The 21865-nt window shown below is 60.6% G+C and carries 19 protein-coding genes; 14 read left to right on the top strand and 5 right to left on the bottom strand.

The features are described from left to right. Position 1 precedes the first annotated feature (1 nt). Positions 2 to 892 carry a YicC/YloC family endoribonuclease gene (locus O3300_RS10815; RefSeq protein ID WP_289903925.1) on the bottom strand — a complete coding sequence of 297 codons (891 nt, stop codon included), beginning with the start codon at positions 890 to 892 and terminating at the stop codon, positions 2 to 4. A 302-nt stretch (positions 893 to 1194) separates the two neighbouring features. Here O3300_RS10815 and rph point away from each other — a divergent pair, with 302 nt between their 5' ends. From rph to hemW, 3 genes are all read left to right on the top strand, one after another. Continuing rightward, positions 1195 to 1923 carry a ribonuclease PH gene (gene rph, locus O3300_RS10810; protein ID WP_034787067.1) on the top strand — a complete coding sequence of 243 codons (729 nt, stop codon included), beginning with the start codon at positions 1195 to 1197 and terminating at the stop codon, positions 1921 to 1923. 138 nt (positions 1924 to 2061) lie between these two features. After that, a complete protein-coding gene (gene rdgB / locus O3300_RS10805; protein WP_099666881.1) occupies positions 2062 to 2646 on the top strand; it encodes an RdgB/HAM1 family non-canonical purine NTP pyrophosphatase in 585 nt (194 codons plus the stop codon). Then, positions 2643 to 3917: a radical SAM family heme chaperone HemW gene (hemW, locus tag O3300_RS10800; protein WP_099666882.1), complete on the top strand. Its 1275-nt coding sequence runs from the start codon at positions 2643 to 2645 to the stop codon at positions 3915 to 3917. The genes rdgB and hemW overlap by 4 nt, the downstream gene beginning before the upstream one ends. Positions 3918 to 3935: 18 nt before the next feature. Here hemW and O3300_RS10795 read toward each other — a convergent pair whose 3' ends face one another. The 3 genes from O3300_RS10795 to O3300_RS10785 all read right to left on the bottom strand — a co-directional run bounded on the left by O3300_RS10795 (position 3936) and on the right by O3300_RS10785 (position 8186). Then, the gene (locus tag O3300_RS10795) at positions 3936 to 5123 is read right to left on the bottom strand and encodes a tetratricopeptide repeat protein (RefSeq protein ID WP_099666883.1); all 1188 of its coding nucleotides are present in this window, start codon (positions 5121 to 5123) and stop codon (positions 3936 to 3938) included. A gap of 130 nt (positions 5124 to 5253) precedes the next feature. Continuing rightward, positions 5254 to 6972: a methyl-accepting chemotaxis protein gene (locus O3300_RS10790; protein ID WP_305052917.1), complete on the bottom strand. Its 1719-nt coding sequence runs from the start codon at positions 6970 to 6972 to the stop codon at positions 5254 to 5256. A gap of 122 nt (positions 6973 to 7094) precedes the next feature. Then, positions 7095 to 8186: a patatin-like phospholipase family protein gene (locus O3300_RS10785; RefSeq protein WP_305052916.1), complete on the bottom strand. Its 1092-nt coding sequence runs from the start codon at positions 8184 to 8186 to the stop codon at positions 7095 to 7097. Between the two features lie 168 nt (positions 8187 to 8354). On the opposite strand from O3300_RS10785, the gene O3300_RS10780 reads away from it, so the two are divergent. Continuing rightward, complete coding sequence (locus O3300_RS10780) at positions 8355 to 9212, top strand: hypothetical protein (RefSeq protein WP_305052915.1); 858 nt, start codon at positions 8355 to 8357, stop codon at positions 9210 to 9212. A gap of 68 nt (positions 9213 to 9280) precedes the next feature. Here O3300_RS10780 and tal read toward each other — a convergent pair whose 3' ends face one another. Continuing rightward, positions 9281 to 10216 carry a transaldolase gene (tal, locus tag O3300_RS10775; RefSeq protein WP_131687779.1) on the bottom strand — a complete coding sequence of 312 codons (936 nt, stop codon included), beginning with the start codon at positions 10214 to 10216 and terminating at the stop codon, positions 9281 to 9283. 206 nt (positions 10217 to 10422) lie between these two features. Between tal and O3300_RS10770 the strand changes: the two genes are divergently transcribed. The 10 genes from O3300_RS10770 to O3300_RS10725 all read left to right on the top strand — a co-directional run bounded on the left by O3300_RS10770 (position 10423) and on the right by O3300_RS10725 (position 21855). Further along, on the top strand, positions 10423 to 13266 hold the full coding sequence (locus O3300_RS10770) for a type VI secretion system Vgr family protein (protein ID WP_305052914.1): 2844 nt from the start codon (positions 10423 to 10425) through the stop codon (positions 13264 to 13266). Between the two features lie 35 nt (positions 13267 to 13301). Next, positions 13302 to 14213 carry a DUF4123 domain-containing protein gene (locus O3300_RS10765; RefSeq protein WP_305052913.1) on the top strand — a complete coding sequence of 304 codons (912 nt, stop codon included), beginning with the start codon at positions 13302 to 13304 and terminating at the stop codon, positions 14211 to 14213. After that, the gene (locus tag O3300_RS10760; protein ID WP_305052912.1) at positions 14210 to 14830 is read left to right on the top strand and encodes a DUF3304 domain-containing protein; all 621 of its coding nucleotides are present in this window, start codon (positions 14210 to 14212) and stop codon (positions 14828 to 14830) included. Before O3300_RS10765 ends, O3300_RS10760 begins: the two co-directional genes overlap by 4 nt. After that, entirely contained in the window at positions 14827 to 16950 is a 2124-nt protein-coding gene (locus O3300_RS10755; protein WP_305052911.1) for a DUF2235 domain-containing protein, read from the top strand. The genes O3300_RS10760 and O3300_RS10755 overlap by 4 nt, the downstream gene beginning before the upstream one ends. A gap of 25 nt (positions 16951 to 16975) precedes the next feature. After that, a complete protein-coding gene (locus O3300_RS10750) occupies positions 16976 to 17491 on the top strand; it encodes a hypothetical protein (protein WP_305052910.1) in 516 nt (171 codons plus the stop codon). A gap of 40 nt (positions 17492 to 17531) precedes the next feature. Continuing rightward, positions 17532 to 17987, top strand: coding sequence for a DUF3304 domain-containing protein (locus O3300_RS10745; RefSeq protein WP_305052909.1), 456 nt, complete (start codon positions 17532 to 17534; stop codon positions 17985 to 17987). Between the two features lie 146 nt (positions 17988 to 18133). Next, complete coding sequence (locus O3300_RS10740; protein ID WP_099666891.1) at positions 18134 to 18589, top strand: DUF3304 domain-containing protein; 456 nt, start codon at positions 18134 to 18136, stop codon at positions 18587 to 18589. A 4-nt stretch (positions 18590 to 18593) separates the two neighbouring features. Continuing rightward, positions 18594 to 20765 carry a DUF2235 domain-containing protein gene (locus O3300_RS10735; protein ID WP_305052908.1) on the top strand — a complete coding sequence of 724 codons (2172 nt, stop codon included), beginning with the start codon at positions 18594 to 18596 and terminating at the stop codon, positions 20763 to 20765. 38 nt (positions 20766 to 20803) lie between these two features. Then, a complete protein-coding gene (locus O3300_RS10730) occupies positions 20804 to 21256 on the top strand; it encodes a DUF3304 domain-containing protein (RefSeq protein ID WP_305052907.1) in 453 nt (150 codons plus the stop codon). A 146-nt stretch (positions 21257 to 21402) separates the two neighbouring features. Continuing rightward, positions 21403 to 21855, top strand: a complete 453-nt coding sequence (locus O3300_RS10725) for a DUF3304 domain-containing protein (RefSeq protein ID WP_099666894.1) — start codon at positions 21403 to 21405, stop codon at positions 21853 to 21855. Positions 21856 to 21865: the final 10 nt, after the last annotated feature.

The raw sequence follows: 21865 nt of genomic DNA, 5'->3' as shown, positions 1-21865 counted from the left end.
TTTATTCCAGGTTCTGCACCTGTTCGCGCATCTGCTCGATCAGCAGCTTCAAGTCCATCGAGGCGTCGGCCAGCTCCTTGACGGACGCCTTGGCGCCCAGCGTGTTGGCTTCGCGGTTCAGTTCCTGCATCATGAAGTCGAGGCGCTTGCCCACTTGCCCGCCCTTGGTGAGGATGTGGCGCGTTTCGCCCAGGTGGGCCGACAGGCGCGCCAGTTCTTCCGACACATCGATGCGGATGCCGTACAGGATGACTTCCTGGCGGATGCGTTCCATGGCGTCCTGGCGCGACAGGGCCGAATTCGAGCCCTGGCTGGCCAGGCCCAGCGCGTCCTGCATGCGCTCGATGGCTTTTTGCTGGAAGGCCGCCACCACTTGCGGAATCAGGGGCGTGATGCGCTTGACGATGGCTTCCATCGCTTCGATGCGCGACACCAGCACCGCTTCGAGCGCGGCGCCTTCGCGCTTGCGGCTGTCGACGAAGGCGGCCACGGTGCGTTTGGTCAGCGCGCCCACGTCCGCCTGCAGGGATTCCTGTCCCACTTGCGCTTCTTCGATGACGCCAGGCCAGCGCAGCAGTTCGGCCACCGTCATGACGGGGGCGGAGACAAAATGCTGGCCCACTTCGTTTTGCAGGCGCGCCAGTTCGGTCAGCAGGGGCAGGTTCAGCGCCTGCGTGCCGTTTGTGGCGGCCTTGCGGCCAAAGCTCAGGCGTACCTCGACTTTGCCGCGCGTGATGGCGGACATGACGGCGGCGCGCAAGTCAGGCTCCAGGGCCCGCAGATCGTCGTTGATCCGGAATTGCAGGTCGAGAAAGCGTGAGTTGACGCTCTTGATTTCAATTGTCAGTGTGCCTGCAGCACCTTCGCTGGTGGCAACCGCGTAGCCTGTCATGCTTGAAATGCTCAAAGGATTCCCCGATTTGGTCTTGTATACAGTCACTTATACACTTAATCAGCCAGCGCAGGCAATACCGCCCGCGCCGCAAAAACAGAACCGCATGGTCTGATGGCCTGAAAATTGCTGAATAGTGTGCGTTTTACGGCATTGTAAAGAAAATTGTGTTTGGTGGGGCAGGATTGTAGGGATCATGTGTGCGCCGCCTGCCATTGCGTCTTGCGCTGTTGCATGACTGCAAATAGACGGACGCGCGGTGGTAAAATCGCTGCCGCAACCCCAATCACACAGGACATCCCATGACATTTGAATCCCGCCCGAGCGGCCGCGCCGTCGACGCGCTGCGCGCCATCCGCATCACCCGCCAGTACACCAAGCATGCCGAAGGCTCGGTGCTGATCGAGTGCGGCGACACCAAGGTCATCTGTACCGCCAGCATCGAAGACAAGGTGCCGGGTTTCCTGAAAGGCAAGGGCCAGGGCTGGTTGACGGCCGAATACGGCATGCTGCCCCGCTCGACGCACACGCGCATGGACCGCGAAGCGGCGCGCGGCAAGCAGTCCGGCCGCACGCAGGAAATCCAACGCCTGATCGGCCGCTCGCTGCGCGCCGCCTTTGATTTGCAGGCGTTCGGCGAACGCACGCTGCACCTCGATTGCGACGTGATCCAGGCCGATGGCGGCACGCGCACGGCCTCGATCACGGGCGCCATGGTGGCCGCGTATGACGCGTTTTCCCAGCTGCAGGCGCGCGGCGCGATCGCCGCCATTCCCGTGAAAAGCTTTGTCGCCGCCATCTCGGTGGGCGTCTACCAGGGCATGCCGGTGCTGGACCTGGACTACGTGGAAGACTCGGGCTGCGACACGGACATGAACGTGGTGATGACGGAAGCGGGCCACTTCATCGAAGTGCAGGGCACGGCCGAAGGCGCCGCCTTTGACCGCGCCGGCATGAACCGTCTGCTGGACCTGGCGCAGGGCGGCATCGCCGACCTGATCGCCCTGCAGAAGCAGGCATTGGGGATCTGATCTTTACACAGATTTACATCCGCTGGCCCGCCGCGCCGGGCAAAAAACCCACAGCTGCCGCTTCTTGCGGCAGCTTCGGGGCGAGGTGAGGGGGGCGCAAAAGGTTTACAATGTCGGCACTTCAACCGGACTACTGACATGACCCAACGCCTCATCCTCGCCTCCAACAACGCCGGCAAGCTCAAGGAATTCAACGAGCTGCTCTCGACCATCGGTTTTTCCGTCCACGCCCAGGGCGAGTATGCCGTGCCGGAAAGCGACGAACCATTCCACACCTTCGTTGAAAACGCCCTGCAAAAGGCGCGCCACGCGTCGCGCCTGACGGGCTTGCCGGCGCTGGCCGACGATTCCGGCGTGTGCGTCAATGCGCTCGGTGGCGCGCCCGGCGTGTATTCGGCCCGCTATGCCGGCGAGCCGAAATCGGATGCCGCCAACAGCGCCAAGCTGATCGCCGACCTCGAGGCGCATGCCGACAAGTCCGCGTACTACTATTGCGTGCTGGTGTATGTGCGCCATGCGGACGACCCGCAGCCGGTGATCGCCGACGGACGCTGGAATGGCGAAATGATTGCCGCGCCGCGCGGCAACGGCGGTTTCGGTTACGATCCGCACTTCTTCATTCCCGCGCTGGGCAAGTGCGCGGCCGAACTGACGTCCGATGAAAAGAACGCGCTGTCGCACCGTGGCCAGGCCCTGCGCGCGCTGGTGGAAAAGCTGCGATGATCCCGATCAAACTGGTGGGCGCCGTTGCCAAGTCGGCAGCCAAGCCCAGTACCGCTCCCGCGCCGCAGGACGGCATTTCCGGCGCGGCCGGGGCGGCCCTGAAATACCTGCAGCCGGGCGCGCTGAACCTGACGGCCCTGCCGCCGCTGTCGCTGTACATCCATTTCCCGTGGTGCGTGAAGAAATGCCCGTATTGCGACTTCAATTCGCACGAGGTGCGCGGCGACTTGCCGGAAGCCGAATACCTGGCGGCCCTGCGCCTGGACCTGGAAATGGCGCTGCCGCTGATCTGGGGCCGCAAGATCCACACCATCTTCATTGGCGGCGGCACGCCCAGCCTGATGTCGGCGGCGGGCCTGGACCGGCTGATGTCGGACGTGCGCACCTTGCTGCCCCTGGAACCCGATTGCGAAATCACCATGGAAGCCAATCCGGGTACCTTCGAAGCGGAAAAATTCAAGTCCTACCGGGCCAGCGGCATCAACCGCCTGTCGATCGGCATCCAGAGTTTCAACGGCCGCCACCTGCAGGCGCTGGGCCGCATCCATGACGACAACGAAGCGCGCCGCGCGGTGGAGATCGCGCACGCGAACTTCGACAATTTCAATCTCGATCTGATGTATGCGCTGCCCACGCAAACCCTGGCCGAGGCGCAGCAGGACCTGGACACGGCGCTGTCGTTCGCGCCGCCGCACCTGTCGCTGTACCACCTGACTTTGGAGCCGAACACGCTGTTCGCCAAGTATCCGCCCGTGCTGCCGGACGATGACGAGAGCGCCGACATCGCCGACATGGTGGCCGCGCGCGCGGCGCAGGCGGGCTATGGCCGCTACGAAGTGTCGGCCTACGCGCAGCCGGGCCGCCAGGCTAAGCACAACCGCAATTACTGGGAATTCGGCGACTACCTGGGCATCGGCGCAGGCGCCCACTCGAAGATTTCGTTTCCGCACCGGGTGCTGCGCCAGGCTCGCTACAAGCAACCGCGCGCCTACATGGACGCGGTACTGGCCGGTAACCCGGTGCAGGAAGAGCGCGAACTGGCGCGCGAGGAAATGGGTTTTGAATTCATGCTCAACACCCTGCGCCTGACGCAGGGCTTTTCGCCGAACCTGTTCGCCGAGCGCACGGGCCTGGCCCTCAACGCCATCGAGCAGCCGCTGAACGCGGCCGAAGCCAAAGGCTTGCTGTACCGCGACCACCAGGTCATCCGCCCGACGGCGTTGGGATTATCCTTCCTGAATGACCTGCAGCAAATGTTCCTGGAAGACTGACTGCCTTAATGACGCCTGCTAATGCGTGCTGGCGGCGCGCAGGCGCTGCAGCTTGGCCGCGTACAGTCCGTGCTCGCCGCGCGTGGTGCTGGTGTCCATCGCCAGTTCCAGCTGGCGTCCGGCCTGCGCCAGTTGGCCCATGCGCGCATACGCCTGCGCCAGCCAGAAGTGGAATTCATGGTAGTAGGGGTCGCGCGCGATCTCGCGCTTGAACAGGCGCGCCGCTTCCTGGTAGTCGGCGGTTTCCATGGCGCGCTGGCCCAGGTTGAAAAAGTGGAAGGGCGGCTCTGGCTGCAGGGCCAGCAATTTGCGCCGCAGCAGCTGCGCTTCGCCCGTGCGTCCCAGGCCGTCGAGTGCCTGCGCTAGGTTGGACAGCAGCACGGCGTTCGATGGCGAGCGTTCCAGTGCGTAAGCGAGCGTGCGCCGCGCCGGCTCGATGTCGCCGTGGCGCAACTGGATGATGCCCAGTGTATTCAAGGCGCCCGCAAACGTGGGGTCTTGCAGGATGGCGGCGCGGGCATACCAGTAGGCTTGATCGAGCTCGCCGCTGGCCATGGTTTCGGCGGCGCGATTGTTGAGGTACATGGCCAGGATGGTTGCTTCGCGCACTTCCTGCGTGCGCTGGCCGGTGAGGTCTTCGCCCGGCAGGAAGTCGATGAGCAGGATGGCATCGGCGTCGTAGCCGACGGTATTGCTGGCGGCACGGCGTTCCAGCGCGAGATTGACGTGGCCGGCAACGAAATACATGCCGCCGCTGCGGCTCCAGCTCTCATCTCCCAGGACCACCTGGTAGTGCACATCGAGTCCCATTTCCTTGGCCAGCGCGGCCGTCATCAGCACCAGCGACAGGCAATTGCCGCTGCGCGCATCGAACGCCTGTGCCGCCGTGCGCGTCATGGCGGCATCGTATTCCAGTTGCAGCCCGGCCCGGTTGTGGAGGGCATCGGCGAGCGCCCGACGGGGATTCTTGTTGCGCGCCTCGCGCGCGATATCGACACGCACGTATTGCCGCATGGCCTCGCTCATGGCAAACGCCTGCTGCGGGTCGACCGGTATGGTGGGCGCGGCAAAGCTGGCATCGTTGAACAGGTCGGGCGGAGGCAGGGTGGCGGGCGCCGTGGCGCAGCCGGCAAGGGCTGCACACAGCAGCAAGGGGGGCAGGAAGCCCCGGCGCAGCTGTGCGCTGATGCCGCTGATACATTTCATGTTCGTACTCCCGCAGAACGATGTCGGGCGCAACACGTATTGCTGCCGGTGGAGCGCCATGCCACCTGAAACAAGTATCCTCGCGCGCCAGGGCGCTGTCAAACCCTTTCAACTGGCGCCGCCGTCAGCCTTAAAACTCTTCCCAATCCTGCTCGCCCGCTACCTGCGCCTGAGGCTTGCGCGCAGGAGGCGCACTCCTGGCCGCGCTGCCTGGCTGCCTGGCGGGAGTGTTCCTGGCCGCCGGCCTAGCCAGCTTGGCGGCAGCCGGCCGCGCGGCGCGTACCGGCGCCGCCGCGACCATGTGTTCGAGCTGGAAGCCGGCCGCCACTTGCGCCAGGCGCGCCGCCTGGTCCTGCATGCTTTCGGCGGCGGCCGCCGCTTCCTCCACCAGGGCCGCATTTTGCTGCGTCACCTGGTCCATCTGCGCGATGGCCTGGTTGACCTGGTCGATGCCCATGCTCTGCTCGGCGCTGGCGGCAGTGATCTCGGCCATGATGTCGGTGACCCTGCGCACGCTGTCGACCACTTCGCCCATGGTGTTGCCGGCCTGCTGCACCAGCCGCGTGCCGTTGTTGACCTGCTCCACCGAGTCGCCGATCAGGGTCTTGATTTCGCGCGCCGCCGCCGCCGAGCGCTGCGCCAGGCTGCGCACTTCCGTGGCGACGACGGCAAAGCCGCGTCCCTGTTCACCGGCCCGGGCCGCTTCGACGGCCGCGTTCAAGGCCAGGATATTCGTCTGGAAGGCGATGCCGTCGATGACGCCGATGATGTCGACGATTTTCGTCGATGCCGTATCGATGGCACCCATGGTGTCGACCACCTGGCTGACGATGCTGCCGCCCCGTTCAGCCACGCCGGAGGCGGCCACCGCCATCTGGTTGGCCTGGCGCGCATTGTCCGCATTCTGCTTCACGGTGCTGGTCAGCTCTTCCATCGACGACGCGGTCTCTTCCAGCGAACTGGCCTGCTGTTCCGTGCGCGCCGACAGATCCTGGTTGCCGGCGGCGATTTCGCCCGACGCCGTGGCAATCGCATTGGTGCCCGTCTGCACTTCTGACACCACCTTGCGCAGCGCCTCGTTCATGCCGTGCAGCGCGCGCATCAGGTCGCCGATTTCATCGCTGGCAGGCGTGCCGAAATGCGTGCGCAAGTCGCCGTCGGCCACCGTTTCGGCCACCTTCACGGCGGCTTTCAACGGTTGCGTGATCGAACGCGTGATCAGCCAGGCGCAGACGCTGCCCAGGGCCACCACCAGCGCGCACAAGGTCAGCAGCAGGGTGAAGCTGCGTTCGTTGGCCGCCTCGATGGCTTGCGCCGTGGCGTCGATGGCCTGGCGCTGCTGCGCCAGCAGGGCCTTGACGTTGTTCTGGTAATTGGTGGCGGCCGGCGCGAAGCTGTCGCGGTAGGTGCTTTCCGCCTGCGCCGCATTGCCCACCTTGCGCGCATTCATGACCAGGGTCTTGGCATCCTGGTATTTGACGCGCTCGGCGATGGACGATTTGAAGATGGCTTTTTCTGCATCGCTGTCGAGCAGCGCCTCGATTTTCTTCAGCAGTTCGCTGCCCTGTTTCGTGCTGTCGGCGATGGTGTCGGCAAATACGTTCGACAGCGTTTCATCGGTGCTCCTGGCGATCATCGAGGTGCGCGCGATGGCCGAGTAAATCAGCACGTACCAGTCCGATACGAGGCGTTCCTTGGCCAGCGGCTTTTCCATCATTTGCCGCGTCGCTTCGGCATTCATATGGGCGCTGTACAGCGCGTACGAGGTGGAGATCACGGACAGCAGCAGCACCAGCGCGAAGCCTGCAGCCAGGCGCGTGCCGATACGAAGGTGGGAGAGGGCGTGCATGGTCGGAACTCCTGTCGCAGAGGGATTGAAGGTTGCCTGTGCGACATAGTATGCACTGATAAGTGACCAATAGGCGAGGGAAAAGCGCGCTTGTTTTGGCGCTTGTTGCAGTCTCGCCCGTGCTACAGATCGAGCGCCTGGCGCAGGTCCGGCTGCTCGGCCCAGCGGGCGAAGGCGGCCGCCATGCGCTCGCTTTCCGCGATGGCGCGGCGCCAGTCGCGCATGCGCGCCGCGTGGTCTTGCCCGTAATGGGCGAAGTCGCGCCGGTCCGGCAGCTTGCCGTTGGGCAGGCTGGCCACGAAGGCGGGCGAGGGCGAGACGAGGATCATGTTGTCGAGTGCGCTATCGCCGCTGCGCGCGCGGCGCCAGGGCATGGCCTTGTCCAGCCAGCCCGGCACGATATGGTCGGCAAAGTGCGGGTACAGCACCAGGTCCGGTTCGCGCTGGTAGGGCAGGTGCAGATGGTAGTCGACCAGGCCGCCATCCCAGTAGCGCCCCGGCGGCGCGCCGGCGATGTCCGTGACCGCATCGAGCACGAGCGGGATGGAACCGGAGGCCAGCAGCGCGTCGCGCAGGTTGTCTTGCGCCAGCGGCACGAAATGGGAATGAAAGGCGTCGAAGCGCGAGCGCAGCCAGCTGGCGCCGTCCGGCCCCGCATGGAACACCGCGCGCTCGAGCGAGGCGGCCAGGCGCGCGCGCGCCACGGCGTTACCGGCGGCAGCCAGCAGGAAGCCGCGCCGGTCGCGCCATTTTCCTGGCTGCGCCAGGGCGCCGATGCCGCGCACGGCCAGCACGGACAGGCTATGCCGCGCGTGCTGCAGCAACTGCGCATCCTGGCCATCGAGGACGGCGTCGAGCAGGGCGCGGCACGTGCGGCTGACGTGCGCTGCGTCGGGTTTGTCGGGGTAGCGCTGGCCCACGTATTCGCGCACCAGGCGGCGCTGCGCTGCCACCGGGTCGGGAAATACGGCGGCGGCCATGCGCCAGGCGCCGATCGAGGCGCCGACGAAGTGGCGCGGGCGCGGCGCTTGCGCCAGGAAGTCGCCGAACAGCCAGCAATCGAGCTGGTGCAGGATCAAGCCTTTCGGCCCGCCCGCGGCGGCAGGGACGATGGCGACGTCAAGCGCGCGCAAGCCGTTGTCGGCAATGCGGGCACGGGCGCGGCGGCCCAGGCGGATGGTGATGGCGGACGAAGCAGGCAGGGTGGAGGACATGCGCGTGGCGGCTGGTGGCGATTGCCTATTGTAGCGATTGTAGCGTCATGCCGCGCCCATGCGCGGCCGCAGGCGTGCGACAGTTGAGAGGAAAAAGCAATATTATCTGAAATGCAAAGATGCCATGCAAGCGTGCCGTCCTTGCCTTTTTTGAATCATAAGGAATACATGAAACAACCAACCTGCGCCTCCCGCCTTGTTCTGCCAGCCTTGCTGGCTGCCACCCTCAGTGCCTGTGGCGGCGGCTCTTCCTCCTCCGATGCCCAGGTCGCCGTGAATCAGGCCACGCCCGTCAATCCACTCCCTCCGGTGACACCGCTTACCCCACCGCCTGCCGGCAGCGACACGGGCAGCGTCAGCACGCCGTTTGCGAAGGGGCTGAGTCCGCGCTATCTGTTGCTGGCCGTTGCCAGCCAGGCCTACGGCACCCTGGGCAGCGTGACGCAAGACAGTTCCGGCGCCCTGAGCGGGATATCGGGCATCAGCTTCAGCGGCACGCCCGCCATCACGCGCGACGTCGTCGGCGACGCGGCATTTGCGCAGGGACGCTGGTTCACCGGCACCATCACGCGCAGCAGCGGCACTACCGTCATGAGCGGCAACAATGCCAGTGCCCATTACAGCGTCTATAACACGGTGGCGGCCTTGCCCTTCACCGGCGCCTTCCAGTGCGATGCGGGCAAGTTCACGGCGCCCAGCTACACGGGCGGCGCCAGCGTGCAGCAGGACGGCTATTTCGGCGCGGCCAGCGGCAGCGCCACCTTGGCCTTCGGCGCCGCGGGCGCCGCGCTGGCCATGACGGTCGATGTCGCGGCCGGCGGCAGCACTGGCAAGGCCAGCGGCACCGGCACGATCAACACGCCGGGCATGACGGTCATCAGCGGCGGCTTCCTGGGCGGCAGCTCGGGCATGCTGCTGGCGCTGGGGGACGGCGGCACGGGAACCTACCTGGTTACGGGCGGTTACAAGGTGGTCATGGCCAACGGCGCCAATTACCAGGGCGTAGCGACCTTCCGCTGCTCCTGATGGCGCGGACATGAAAAAAGCGGCGCCGTGCATTGCACGGACGCCGCTTTTTTACGCCAGTCGTGTGCTTAGCGCAGTGCCGAGATCATCTGTTTCAGCTTGCCGGAGTCGACGCAGAAGGCGCGGATGCCTTCGGCCAGTTTTTCCGTCGCCATCGCGTCTTCATTCATCATGAAGCGGAAGGCTTCTTCGTTCAGCGACATTTGCACGATGTTGGTCGATGGCGCCGCTTCGGCGCTCAGCTTGCGCTCCACCGGCGCATCGCTGTCGGCCAGCTTTTGCAGCAGGTCGGGGCTGATGGTGAGCAGGTCGCAGCCGGCCAGTTCGAGGATTTGCGAGGTGTTGCGGAAGCTCGCGCCCATCACCTCGGTCTTGTAGCCGAACTTGCGGTAGTAATTGTAGATGCGGCGGACCGATTGTACGCCCGGGTCTTCCGCGCCCACGTAGTCGATGCCCGTCGATTTCTTGTACCAGTCGTAGATGCGGCCGACGAACGGCGAAATGAGCTGCGCGCCCGCTTCGGCGCAGGCGATGGCCTGGGCCAGCGAGAACAGCAGGGTCATGTTGCAGCGGATGCCTTCCTTTTCCAGGATGGCGGCGGCGCGGATGCCTTCCCAGGTGGAGGCGATCTTGATCAGCACGCGTTCGCGGGCAATCCCCGCGTTCGAATACAGGGCGATCAGGTCGCGGCCCTTGGCCACCGTGCCTTCCGTGTCGAACGACAGGCGCGCATCGACTTCGGTGGAGACGCGGCCGGGAATGGTTTGCAGGATTTCCACGCCAAAGGCGATCAGCAGGCGGTCGATGATTTCAGCGGTGGAGGCATTCGGATGGTCGCGCACGGCCTTTTCCAGCAGCGGCTTGTATTCATCCTTTTGCACGGCCTTCAGGATCAGCGACGGATTCGTCGTCGCATCGCGCGGCGTGTAAGCCTGGATCGATTGGAAGTCGCCGGTGTCGGCCACCACGGTAGTAAATTGCTTCAGTTGTTCGAGTTGGTTCATGGCTGCACGGGAAAGAGTGAATGGGCTTGCCGGAGTATTGTACCGAATCCCTTGCCCGAAGCAGCGACTATTGTCTTCCCCGGCACTCCTTGTTCAATTGAATCTTGCTTTTTTAAGAACTCGCGCATAATTGCCTGGACTTGTTTATTTTGCACATTGTTTTGACAAGTAATGTGCGATGCCACTTTCCAGATGAAGAGCATCCTTTGACACAAGATATCGTTAGCGCGGTAGCCGCCTTCAATGGCGCGACGCGCCTGTATGCATTGGCCATCGGCGACGATGGCCAGGACAGCGGTTTGCTGGTCGAAGCCTTTGCCGCCGATGACCGGCTGCAAGAGCTTGGCGCGCGCGAGATTATCGCCTTGTCCACGAATGCCGACGTTGCGCTGGCCTCCCTGCTGGGCCAGCCGGCCAGCCTGCAAATCAGCCTGGCGGACGGCACGCGCACGCAGTTTTCCGGCTATATCAGCGCAGCGGCCATGCTGGGCAGCAATGGCGGCCTGGCGCGCTACCGGCTGCGCATCACGCCCTGGCTGTGGCTGCTGACGCAAGTGCGTAACAGCCGCGTATGGCAAGATCGGAGCGTGACGGCCATCGTCGACGAGGTATTGCAAGCCTATGCGCCGCATGCCCTGTGGCAATGGAGCGACGAGGTGGCGCAGTGCATGCAGCAGGCGGGAGAGCGCAGCTATTGCTGCCAGTACCGGGAATCGGACTTCGATTTCGTGCGCCGGCTGCTGACGGAGGAGGGCATCGCCTGGCGCTTCGACGAGCACACACTGATTTTGTTCGCCGACAGCAGCCAGCCCTGCGCCACGCCCGAGGATGCCAGCAGCGCGCAGGGCGGCGGCTTGCGCTTTCATGGCGCCAGGGCCGGCGAAGCGAGCGACAGCGTGCAGGCGCTGTGCGCGCGGCGCAGCCTGCACGTCGGGCTGAGCAGCGTGCTGAGCTACGACTACAAGGCCAAGAAGGCGGTCGCCGCCAGCGTGCCGACGAATATGGCCATCGGCGGCCAGCATGCGCCGGTGCTGGAAAGCTACGATACGCCGGGCCAGTACTGGTATGCGAATGGCGCGCAGGCACAGCACTATGCCGCGTTGCAGATGCAGGCCCGCGAAGCGCGCGCCCAGCTGTGGCAGGCGCGCTCGACGGTACGCACCTTGCGCGCCGGCACGCGGTTTACCCTGACGCAGGGACCGTTGCCGCAGGCCGATGGCGCCGCGTCCGACTATGTCGTGCTCCGGGTGGCCAGCATCGGCATCAACAACCTGCCGGCGCCCGCCTCCCAGGCGCTGGCTGAACTGTTCGGCCCGGTGCCCGAACTGCTGGACGAAGCCATGCCCGGGCTGGGCGACGGCTTTGCCGACTTTGCCGCCGCGATTGCGCAAGCGCAAGCCAGCGGTTACGCCAACTGCATCGAGATGATCGCCGCGGCGACGCCATGGCGTCCTGTGCATGGCGACAACGACGCGCGCCACCATCCGAAGCCAACGGCCTGCGGCAGCCAGAGCGCCATCGTCGTCGGCGCCGACGGCGGCGCCAGCGGCGGCAGCGAGATCCATTGCGACAAGCTGGGCCGGGTGCGCATCCGTTTCCACTGGCAGCAGGAAGGCGGCGCCACCTGCTGGGTACGCGTGGCGCAGCGCTCGGCCGGCGGCGGCATGGGCAGTCAGTTCCTGCCGCGCATCGGCCAGGAAGTGCTGGTGCAATTCCTGGAAAACGATATCGACCGCCCCATCATCGTCGGCGCCCTGTACAACGGGCAGGGCGAGGGCGGCGTCGCGCCCTCGCCGGGCGGCATCACGGATAAGCCCGCGGATGCCAGTGTCTTCGAGCCGGCGCGCGACCATGCGCCGTCGGCGCAGGGCAACGTGGCCGGCGGCAACAGTCCGGTCTGGCATGGCGCGGCCGGCGGCAGCGCCGGCCACCGCAACGGCGCGGCGCAGTGGGGTATCCGCAGCAAGGAATTCGGCGCCGCCGGCTACAACCAGTTGCTGTTCGACGATACCGACCAGCAGGGGCGCATCCAGCTCAAGAGCAGCCATGCGGCAAGCGAGCTCAATCTTGGCCACCTGATCCATGCGGCCGACAATTACCGGGGCAGCCTGCGCGGCACGGGCGCCGAGCTGCGCACCGACGCTTACGGCGCCGTGCGGGCCGGCGCCGGCCTCCTGATTTCCAGCTACCTCGTCAACCACGACGCGCAGGCGCGCGATCCGGCCGGCGACAATGCACCGGGCATGGTCTTGCTCAAACAGGCGGCCAAGCTGGGTGCAACCTTCAGCGCCGCCGCCGTCACGCACAAGACGGTCGCGTATGCCAGCCACCTGGGGCCGGCCAAGGCGAATGCCAGCGTGCTCGACGAAAAGGCGTCGCCCTTGCCGGCGTTTTTGACCAGCGTCTCCGGCATGCTGAGCCAGGACGATACGGCCGCCGCCAGGCGCGACGCGGCGGGCAAGCCGACCAGCCCCGGCGATGACAAGTTGCCGCACAGCAGCGACGCCATCATCGCCATCGCTGCCCGCGCCGGCCTGGGCGTGCTGGCGGGCCAGGATATCCAGCTGGCAAATGGCGAAACCACCTCCTTGATGAGCGGCCTGGACACCCAGTTCGTCGGCGGCGGCCAGTTGCGCGTGCACAGCGGCCAGGCCATCGGCGCGCTGGCCGGCGTCGTCAAGGCGGGCGAGAATAATATGGGCCTGCAACTGATCGCCGCCAAACAGGCCATCGACCTGCAGGCGCAGGCTGACGTGCTCAACGTGCAGGCGCGCGAGGAAGTCAACATCGTCAGCGCCGCCGCGCACATCGACTGGGCGGCGGCGAAAAGCATCCGCCTGTCGACGGCGGGCGGGGCGAACATTACGATCGAGGGCGGCAACATCACCGTGCAGTGTCCCGGCAAGATCACGGTGCATGCCGGCAAGAAGAGTTTTATCGGGCCGGAACGGCTGGCTTATCCGTTGCCCAGATTTTCCCGTTCCATATGCAAACGATGCAGGCTTAATGCCGCCAAATCAGGTTCGCCTTTTTCTATGGTGAATGAGTGATCAGCCAAACACAACTGTTAGAGGAGCATGAATAGGTGAGTATTAATATGTTTCCCGCAGATTGGAAAGCATCATTGCACACGCGCTTGCAGGCGTTTCGCTGCCAATTTCCCGATGCGCATATTTATGCGCTGGTCGATGGTGTTTTTGACGAGTCGTGTTATCCATTGCTTAAGCGTGCGCAGCACCTGCAATATGAGTTGCTGTTTGCCGGTACGCCATGTGCTGATGAAGAAACTTTGACAGTTTCTCCGCTGCTGGTTGAGTTTCGCGATGCAGGTCGTTTTACTTGGGAACGACTGCTTGAGAAAGCCAATGGTCATCCGGCGCTCAGTTTGATTGTCACGCCGGAGCCGTTGAAACAACTGGCGGCCCGTTTGGCGCCATGGTGCATTGTTGACGCCGCCGACTATACGGTGGCATTGTCGTTTGCCGATACCCGCATTTTGCCGCAGCTTTTCAAGATATTGACGGCGCAGCAGTTGGGCCAGTTTTGCGGACCGGCACACCATTGGCAATATGTCACGCGCAACGGCGATTGGGATGACTTGACCTTGCCTGGTGAGGCGCTTCCGGCGGCGGTTGGCATATCGTTAAGCGAGCAGCAATGCGCTCAACTGATGCGCGCGGCGGAAGGCGACGGTATCCTGTTCCAAGTGCGCGCGACTAGCCCTCGCTTGTTAGAGCCCCATACTGCAGAACACGCCCATGCCTTGGTCGAATATTGGCTGGATTGTGCCGATCATGCACGGCTCGAAGCACCGCCAGATCGATTTGACGTATGTATATTTGGCCTCGAAAATCCAGGCCTGCAAGCACGGCCGCAACTTGCGTCCTGGCTAGCTGAACCTGCACAGGCACAAATGCCAGCTGCATTGTTTGAACTATGGCTAGCAGAGCAATCCTCTGTCGATGTGTCGACGTTATCGGTGGAGACAAAGTCATGATTGTCTTGTTCAGGCAGAGGCTGTGGCGATGCCTCTTGCTGGCCGCATGTTTACCCGGCATCGCCATGGCCGCGAGCATTCAGGCGCTGAATTATTCTTCGCGCGAAGTCGATTACATCGCGGTTGAAAATCCTGGCAATACCAACAGCGGCGGCGGTGGCGATTCGATCCGTCCATACGGGCAGGGCGGATCGATATGCTGTTTCAGCGTGCCGGAAAAGTGGCATGCGGATTTGAAGGTGGTGGTGGTCTATCAGTTGTCCCCGGACCCGACCTTTCATCGCGAGACGGTCAGTGTTCCACCGTATCCGGATGGGAAGGCGGGCGATATCTGGCTGATCGTCTATGAAGATGGCAGCGTTGGCGCCGTGGTGTCGCTTTACGGACCGAGCCGACCGGAGTGGCCGGGAAAAATCAAGGGGTATCCGGTGCCGACGAAGGAGTATCGGGATGAGCGCCGCAAGCAGAAATTGAATAGAGAAAAAGCTAGCTTACTTACGCTGGAAAGAGGACTGTTGCTTAGAGGGAATTCTTTGCCAGATGAGAAGGTAAAGGAGATTCAGGAAATCATTGAGTTTCAGAAAAAAGTCATCCAAAGCTTGGAAGGAAATCCATGACTGCTTTTTTAGCCAAAAGCTATTCTGTTGATAAAAATGATCCGTCTGACAGAGATGGATTTTTTGATGAAGTTAATGAATTGCCAAAGATTTTTGAGTTTATTAGAGATCGTGAATGCCCACTTCCCGGTTTCCCACCGCCATGTGATGTCAATCTGTTTTTCGGCTTCTTTTTCGATGGCACTAATAATAATATGAAACGGGATCTGGCATTTCATTCGCATAGTAATGTGGCACGTTTGTATCACGCATTTCCCGGTGGTAAAGACACGCATGGCAGCGATGCCTGGCCGGACTTGGAAACAAAATACCACAAGAGTTATTTTCGCACCTACGTCCCCGGGGTCGGCACACGCTTCGACGAGGTTGGCGATACGGGCGAGGGATTTAGCATCCTCAGCAGCGACCGGGCGCGCGGTCTGGCTTTTGCCTACAAGGGCGAGAATCGCATCATCTGGGCATTGGTGGAAGCACTCAATAATGTGCACAGATATTATACCGATGCTCCTTTGGTGGACGATAAATTGTTTAAAGAGGGCTTCAATACGCTCAGTTTGCCCAGCAAAGTGCAGCCTTCACCTGCATTGGAGAACGCTTTTACGCAAGCTTTGCAAAAGTTGCACAGCAATTTGCGGCCATTTGTACCGGTTCGGGCGCCGGGGAAAGACGCCAAGAAAGGCAGGGTGATCAATATTTTCGTGTCGATGTTCGGTTTTTCGCGCGGCGCGGCCGAAGCGCGCGCGTTTGCCAACTGGTTTATCTGGTTATGCCAGCTAGATGCGCAACTATGCAACCAGGCTGCGCAACTGGCCGTTATCAAGGACTTCAAGGAGCGTAAGTTAAGTATTGGCACCATTGAGGTGACGTTTGACTTTATGGGTCTGTTCGATACCGTCGCTTCGGTTGGCTTGGCGGCTTCAGCACCCCTCCTGAACGTGGTGGTGGACGGACATGGTGGCTGGGCCGACACCGAAGTGTCGCTCAAAATACCCACGGCACCGGGGCCAAGCAAGTGCCTGCATCTGGTCTCGGCGCATGAAGTGCGCCGGTCTTTTCCCTTGGACTCCGTTGCTCACCTGGGCAATATTCCCGCCAATTGCACGGAAATTGTTTTTCCTGGCGTTCACTCGGACATCGGAGGCGGCTATTTGCCGCAAGAACAAGGGCGCGGTACAGATCCAAGCGGAGGCGACTTGATGTCGCGCATTACGTTGGCCACGATGTACCGGGCGGCGCGCGTGGCTGGGGTGCCGCTGAAGCTGGAAGAGGCCAGTGAAAAGACGAAGCGGGCCTTTCGCATCGATCCGCGCACAATAGCCACCTTCAATGCGTATATCGGCTTTTGCCATGCGCAGCAAGGAGCTGAGCCATCATTGCGGCTCCATAGGGTCATGGAATTCCAGCACATGCTGTACATACAGTGGCGCAAGAAAGTGCTAGGCAAGATGGGAGATTTGCCGAATGTCAAGAATCTGGCAACAAGCTATAAAAGCGGGAAATTCGATTTTACTGATCTCACGATGGCGGACAAAGAGCTGGAGGAAGAGGTTGCAAGCTTTGAGAAGTGGCGCATCGATCAGCGCACGAGCAACAGTAGAGGGCAACCCCGTAATCCCGAATGGAAACCTATCGCCGAATTTTGGGACAAACCGGCGCTACCTGCCGAAGTAAGCAATTTTTTTGAACAGTTCGTACATGACTCGCGCGCGTGGTTCAAACCGCTGGGGAAAGACATTCCCGACTTGTGGTATGCGCTGGAATTGCTTGTGGCGCAGGAAGAGCGAGCCCGTGACTGGGAGAGCGGACCGGATGCCGACCCTGGTAAACCCAATCCCTATAATTTGAGCAAGGCTGAAAAAGAGCAATTGCTGCGATACAAAGCGGTCAAAGGCACCGAAAATGAAATGGATGCGATCGAGCCGGACAAGGGCGGACGCGAGAGCAAACTCATGGGCGGTGGCTACTTGCGTTTCCGGCGGATTTACATGGGATCGGATAGCTTCAAGCCGACGGGTGCTCAGTATGCGGGCATGCTGCCTGTTTTGCACAAGGAACAGCGCGGTATCGCGATGGCCCATCACAGATCTGCCGATGCGGTGGAGCAAGCGAAGACGGTGTAAGGCAAGCTAAGTCATTGAGCTACCCGTGCGCTGGGCTGATACGCGCACATTGCCGGCCTTGCTGGCGGCCTTGACGCAAACCCAATATGCGCATTTGCTGAGCCCCATCTACCGCTGGTGGTCGCTGCGGCGCGATGGTTCCCTGATCAGTTGGCAGGGCGAGGCGCTGCCCAGTCCCGTTCCGGCGGAGTTTGACAAATTTCCGCTCAGCGACGCCGCCTTCGCAGCCCTGGTGGATACCGCCGAAGCCGATGCCATCCTGGCCAATCTGCATGATGTGCAGCCGGACCTGTTTCATTCCGGCACCCCGGCCGAGTGCCACGCGCGCGTGGCGCGTCATTTACTAGTGGCAAGCGCCAGCGGCATCGAGGCGGCAGGCCAGCGTCAGCATTTCAGCGCCCTGGCCTTGATGCTGGCCGATGATTTTACCGTGCATCCGGCGATGGCCAGCCTGTTGCGGCGCACGCGCCAAGGTGCGAATTACCTGTCCGAACTCGACACGCTGCCCGACGATTTCTGGCAGGCGCGCTCGGCTGCCTAGCCTTGTTCCTTCAACTGCCTATTTTTATAAAAGGAAAATCATGAAATGGATTATGTATCTTGGCACGGCCTTGCTGCTGAGCGGCTGCGCCCTCAAGACCAGGCAGGTTGAGCAAGTCGGCCCAAGTCCTACCGCGACAGCGCAGGTGGGTATTGTCAACCATACGGGGAAATATATTTATTCCGCATCGGTGGATGGGGCCGGAGGCGCCAACATGGCCAGGTGGGGGGCGGGGGGGGCAGAAATCTGTTGCGCCTCTATCCCGAGAGTGTGGTATCCGGGAATGAAAGTCCTGGTGCGTTGGAATATGCCTGAAGGGCATACCGACGTTATCAAAGAAAAAATGGTGGAAGTGGAAAAATACGATGAAACGGGAAGTATTTATATCCATTTTTTTCCAAACGATGAAGTTCGGGTTGTGGTTTCAGTTTATCCCGGATATAGCACTGCTCATCCGATACGTCACTATGGAAAACCGGAAAATATCAATCCGTAGGAGTTTATTGCGATCAATGAAAATCTACTCTTGCACATTTTCCTGGTTTTTCTTAAACCATTTGCGACGCGTGGGAGTTCTATGTTTTCTATTGTCATATGTGGCAGTAAAATGAAAAATGGCGTGGTATTTTTTATAAGGTGCAAATGATGAAATGGATTATTTATCTTGGTGCGGCCTTGCTGCTGAACGGCTGCGCCTTCAAGGCCCGGCAGGTTGAGGACGTCAATCCAAGTCCTACCGCGACGGCGCAGGTGGGTATTGTCAACCATACGGGGAAGTATATTTATTCCGCGTCAGTGGATGGAGCGGGAGGCGCCAATATGGCCAGGTGGGGAGCGGGGGGAGCTGATGTTTGCTGTGCTTCTATTCCTCGGGTATGGTATCCGGGAATGATGGTTCGGGTGCGATGGGATATGCCGGAAGAACATACGCATATTGTCAAAGAAAAAATGGTTGAAGTGGAAAAATACGATGAACCAGGGGATATCTATATGCATTTCTTCCCCAATGATGAGGTGAGAGTCGTCGTGTCAAATGCTGGAGGGGGGGCAAAAACTCATCCTATTCTTCACTCCGGAAAACCTGCCAATATTCCTTGATATTATGATCAGTGAAACTCCCCATTCCGCGCCGTTTCCCGTCGGTTTTTTTTTAAAGCCGTTGACGAAAGAGCAATCCGAAATTGCCAAGGAGGCATGTGAAAAGAAAGATGGCGCGCCGTGCAGTATTCCAGTGAGGGTTGGACTTTTCTTTGATGGAACCAATAATAATCTGGAGCGCGATAGGAATGGGGTTAGGACAGGTGTGCTCGATCCAAGAACAAAAAAGCCCATTCCTATAGCTAATGTTGTGGTCGACCCCAATAGTGCCAGCCATAGCAATGTGGCGCGGCTATTTTCGAGTTTTCCCTCGAATAAACGGGGTGCGGGATATTTTCGAAATTATATTCCTGGCGTGGGAACGCCATTTAAGGAAATTGGTGAATTGACTGAATCGGACGAGGGGAAGGCTTTTGCCAAAGGAGGGCAGCCGCGTATTATCTGGGGCTTATTGCAGGTTTTAAATGCAATTCATCGAACGGTTTATGGAGATGAAACTCCATTATATAAATCAGATAAGGCTGGCGAACTTGCCCGTACTTATGATAATGCCGTAGGCCACAAAAAGGTGCCGCATCCCTCAACCGGCAGGGAGCGCTTCATGACCCACTCGGACTGGTTCGCTGAGCATATTGAAAAACTCAAAGTGGCGGTGGCGGCACAACCCAAGCCGCATATTCCATCGCTGACCTTGTCGGTGTTCGGTTTTTCGCGTGGCGCCGCCGAGGCGGTGGCATTCTGCCAGCTGTTTGCCGATTTGCTCACGCCGGGCAAAGGTGAGGGGCAGGAGTTTGCCGGCATTCCGGCCAGCATCGATTTTCTTGGCGTATTCGACACGGTGGCAACCGTGGGCAGTTCGGCGTCTGTCGCGAAAACCACGATCGCGCCTGGCGCGATGTTCGATGGCCATTGGGCCTGGGCCAATGAATTGCTCAAGCCGCTGCCTCGCTGCGTTCAGGCAGGCTTGCATTGCATTGCCACGCATGAGCAGCGCATGAATTTCCCCGTTACACGCTTGGAAGGGAAAATCGAGGAAGTGTATTTTCCTGGCGTGCACTCCGACGTGGGAGGCGGCTATGGTCCGGGCGAGCAGGGAAAGGGACGCGGCGGACAAGCAGCCTTGTTGTCGCAAATTCCGCTCGCGCATATGTTCAAGGAGGCGCGCCTCAAGGGAGTGCCTTTGATACCGTTCAGCGAACTGGAGGCAACGGACCGAGATGATTTCCAGGTCAGTCAAGAGCTTGCCAAGGCATGGGAAGCATATACCGCCGAGCTTAACAAGCAAGGCGCCTTGCTGAGCAAGCATATGGAGCTGTATTACCGCTGGCGCGCCGTGCGCGTCAAGACCCTGGAAGCCACGGCCAGCTTCAAGGCGGCCAACGCGCAGGAGCGGGAGGATCTGGGTTCCTACAACCGTTTGCTGGCGGGCGATCTGGAAGCGCTGCGCGCACGCAAAGCCTTTCGTCATGGCGATGAGGATAAACCGTTCAGCGCCCGGGATATTGCGCGCATCAATCACTGGCAATACTATCGCGCGCAAAATCATACACCGCTGGATGACTGGGAAGCTTGGGCGCTCGACATATTCGATCACCCAAAACCACTGCCGCCCGAAGTGATGCGTTTTTTTGACGACTATGTACACGATTCCCTGGCCGGATTCTATATGGCGGGCGAAGTGACGGAATACGATAAACGGGCCAAGATCGCCTCGTTCGCCGATAAACCGCCTGAAGAAGGCTTTTATAAACGCGCGTATGAACTGAGCCGAAAGACCGAAGTTGCGCAATTGAAACAGAAGAATGGCGAAGCATTGACGCCGGAAGAGGACGCACTGGTCAAGGAAGCGCAGTACGGCACCCCCTACCCAATCCGTACGGATGCCGACAGCGCCGACATGCGCAGTGCGGTGATCACCACGCAAACCTATACGCGTCGCGAGGGTGGCGGCTATATCTTGCGCCGTGGCTACTACCCGCAAAGCGGCTTTTTCCGGAAAAGCGTGCACGAGAAGGAATTGCAACGCATGCCGACGGCCGGCATCCAGGCGGAAGAAGCACCCGAAAAATTCGTGTGGAGTGAAAACTTAACACAGGATATTGCGCAGGCCAAAGCCGATGAAGAGATTTACCTGGCGCAGCAGCGCTATGCAATGCGGATCGAGGCGCTCGCATAGAGCGTGATTTCAGCGCGGCTGGAGCCGAAAGGAAAATCATGAAATGGATTATTTATCTTGGCACTGCTTTGCTGCTGAGCGGCTGTGCGTTCAAGGGCAGGCAGCTTGAGCAAGCCGGTCCAAGTCCTACCGCGACAGCGCAGGTGGGTATTGTCAACCATACGGGGAAATATATTTATTCCGCATCGGTGGATGGGGCCGGAGGCGCCAATATGGCCAGATGGGGAGCGGGAGGAGCCGAGGTTTGCTGCGCATCCATCCCGCGGGTATGGTATGCGGGGATGATGGTTCTAGTGCGGTGGGATATGCCGGAAGAGCATACGCATATTGTCAAAGAAAAAATGGTGGAAGTGGAAAAATACGATGAGCCCGGGGATATCTATATGCATTTCTTCCCCGATGACGGGGTGAGAGTGGTTGTGTCAAATGTGGACGGCGATAGTAAAAACCATCCTATTCTTCATTCTGGAAAGCCTGCCAATCTTCCTTGATAGGATGATCGATAAAAATTTCTTTTCTGGACCGATTCCCATCACTTTTTCTTGAGGCATTCAAGCGTGGGCAGTCCCCTATTTTTATTGCCGTATGTGGCAGTGAAGTAGAAAAACCACGTGGCATTTTTTGCAAGGTGAAAATTATGAAATGGATTATTTATCTTGGCACTGCCCTGCTGCTGAGCGGCTGTGCCCTCAAGGCCAGGCAGGTCGAGGAAGCCCGCCCAAGTCCTACCGCGACGGCGCAGGTGGGTATTGTGAACCATACCGGGAATTTTATTTACTCCGCGTCGGTGGATGGAGCCGGAGGCGCGGATATGGCGAGATGGGGGGCGGGAGGAGCAGAAATCTGTTGCGCCTCTATCCCGAGAGTGTGGTATCCCAGAATGATGGTTCGGGTGCGGTGGGATATGCCGGATGGACTACAGCATATTATTAAAGAAAAAATGGTGGAAGTGGAAAAATATGATAGGCCAGGAGATATCTATATGCATTTTTTTGAAAATGACGAGGTGAGAGTGGTTGTGTCAAATGTGGATGGCGATAGTAAAATTCATCCTATTCTTCATTCCGGAAAACCGGCTGATATGCCTTGATGCCTGTCGC

The organism is Janthinobacterium sp. SUN206 (assembly GCF_030587305.1).
Taxonomy (GTDB): domain Bacteria; phylum Pseudomonadota; class Gammaproteobacteria; order Burkholderiales; family Burkholderiaceae_D; genus Janthinobacterium; species Janthinobacterium kumbetense.
This window is presented reverse-complemented; position numbering and strand designations above follow the sequence as displayed.

What these genes read in the sequence shown, in the direction of transcription:
- O3300_RS10815 (WP_289903925.1), bottom strand. Translation starts at nt 892, where the DNA reads ATGACAGGCTACGCGGTTGCCACCAGCGAAGGTGCTGCAGGCACACTG.
- rph (WP_034787067.1), top strand. Translation starts at nt 1,195, where the DNA reads ATGACATTTGAATCCCGCCCGAGCGGCCGCGCCGTCGACGCGCTGCGC.
- rdgB (WP_099666881.1), top strand. Translation starts at nt 2,062, where the DNA reads ATGACCCAACGCCTCATCCTCGCCTCCAACAACGCCGGCAAGCTCAAG.
- hemW (WP_099666882.1), top strand. Translation starts at nt 2,643, where the DNA reads ATGATCCCGATCAAACTGGTGGGCGCCGTTGCCAAGTCGGCAGCCAAG.
- O3300_RS10795 (WP_099666883.1), bottom strand. Translation starts at nt 5,123, where the DNA reads ATGAAATGTATCAGCGGCATCAGCGCACAGCTGCGCCGGGGCTTCCTG.
- O3300_RS10790 (WP_305052917.1), bottom strand. Translation starts at nt 6,972, where the DNA reads ATGCACGCCCTCTCCCACCTTCGTATCGGCACGCGCCTGGCTGCAGGC.
- O3300_RS10785 (WP_305052916.1), bottom strand. Translation starts at nt 8,186, where the DNA reads ATGTCCTCCACCCTGCCTGCTTCGTCCGCCATCACCATCCGCCTGGGC.
- O3300_RS10780 (WP_305052915.1), top strand. Translation starts at nt 8,355, where the DNA reads ATGAAACAACCAACCTGCGCCTCCCGCCTTGTTCTGCCAGCCTTGCTG.
- tal (WP_131687779.1), bottom strand. Translation starts at nt 10,216, where the DNA reads ATGAACCAACTCGAACAACTGAAGCAATTTACTACCGTGGTGGCCGAC.
- O3300_RS10760 (WP_305052912.1), top strand. Translation starts at nt 14,210, where the DNA reads ATGATTGTCTTGTTCAGGCAGAGGCTGTGGCGATGCCTCTTGCTGGCC.
- O3300_RS10755 (WP_305052911.1), top strand. Translation starts at nt 14,827, where the DNA reads ATGACTGCTTTTTTAGCCAAAAGCTATTCTGTTGATAAAAATGATCCG.
- O3300_RS10745 (WP_305052909.1), top strand. Translation starts at nt 17,532, where the DNA reads ATGAAATGGATTATGTATCTTGGCACGGCCTTGCTGCTGAGCGGCTGC.
- O3300_RS10740 (WP_099666891.1), top strand. Translation starts at nt 18,134, where the DNA reads ATGATGAAATGGATTATTTATCTTGGTGCGGCCTTGCTGCTGAACGGC.
- O3300_RS10735 (WP_305052908.1), top strand. Translation starts at nt 18,594, where the DNA reads ATGATCAGTGAAACTCCCCATTCCGCGCCGTTTCCCGTCGGTTTTTTT.
- O3300_RS10730 (WP_305052907.1), top strand. Translation starts at nt 20,804, where the DNA reads ATGAAATGGATTATTTATCTTGGCACTGCTTTGCTGCTGAGCGGCTGT.
- O3300_RS10725 (WP_099666894.1), top strand. Translation starts at nt 21,403, where the DNA reads ATGAAATGGATTATTTATCTTGGCACTGCCCTGCTGCTGAGCGGCTGT.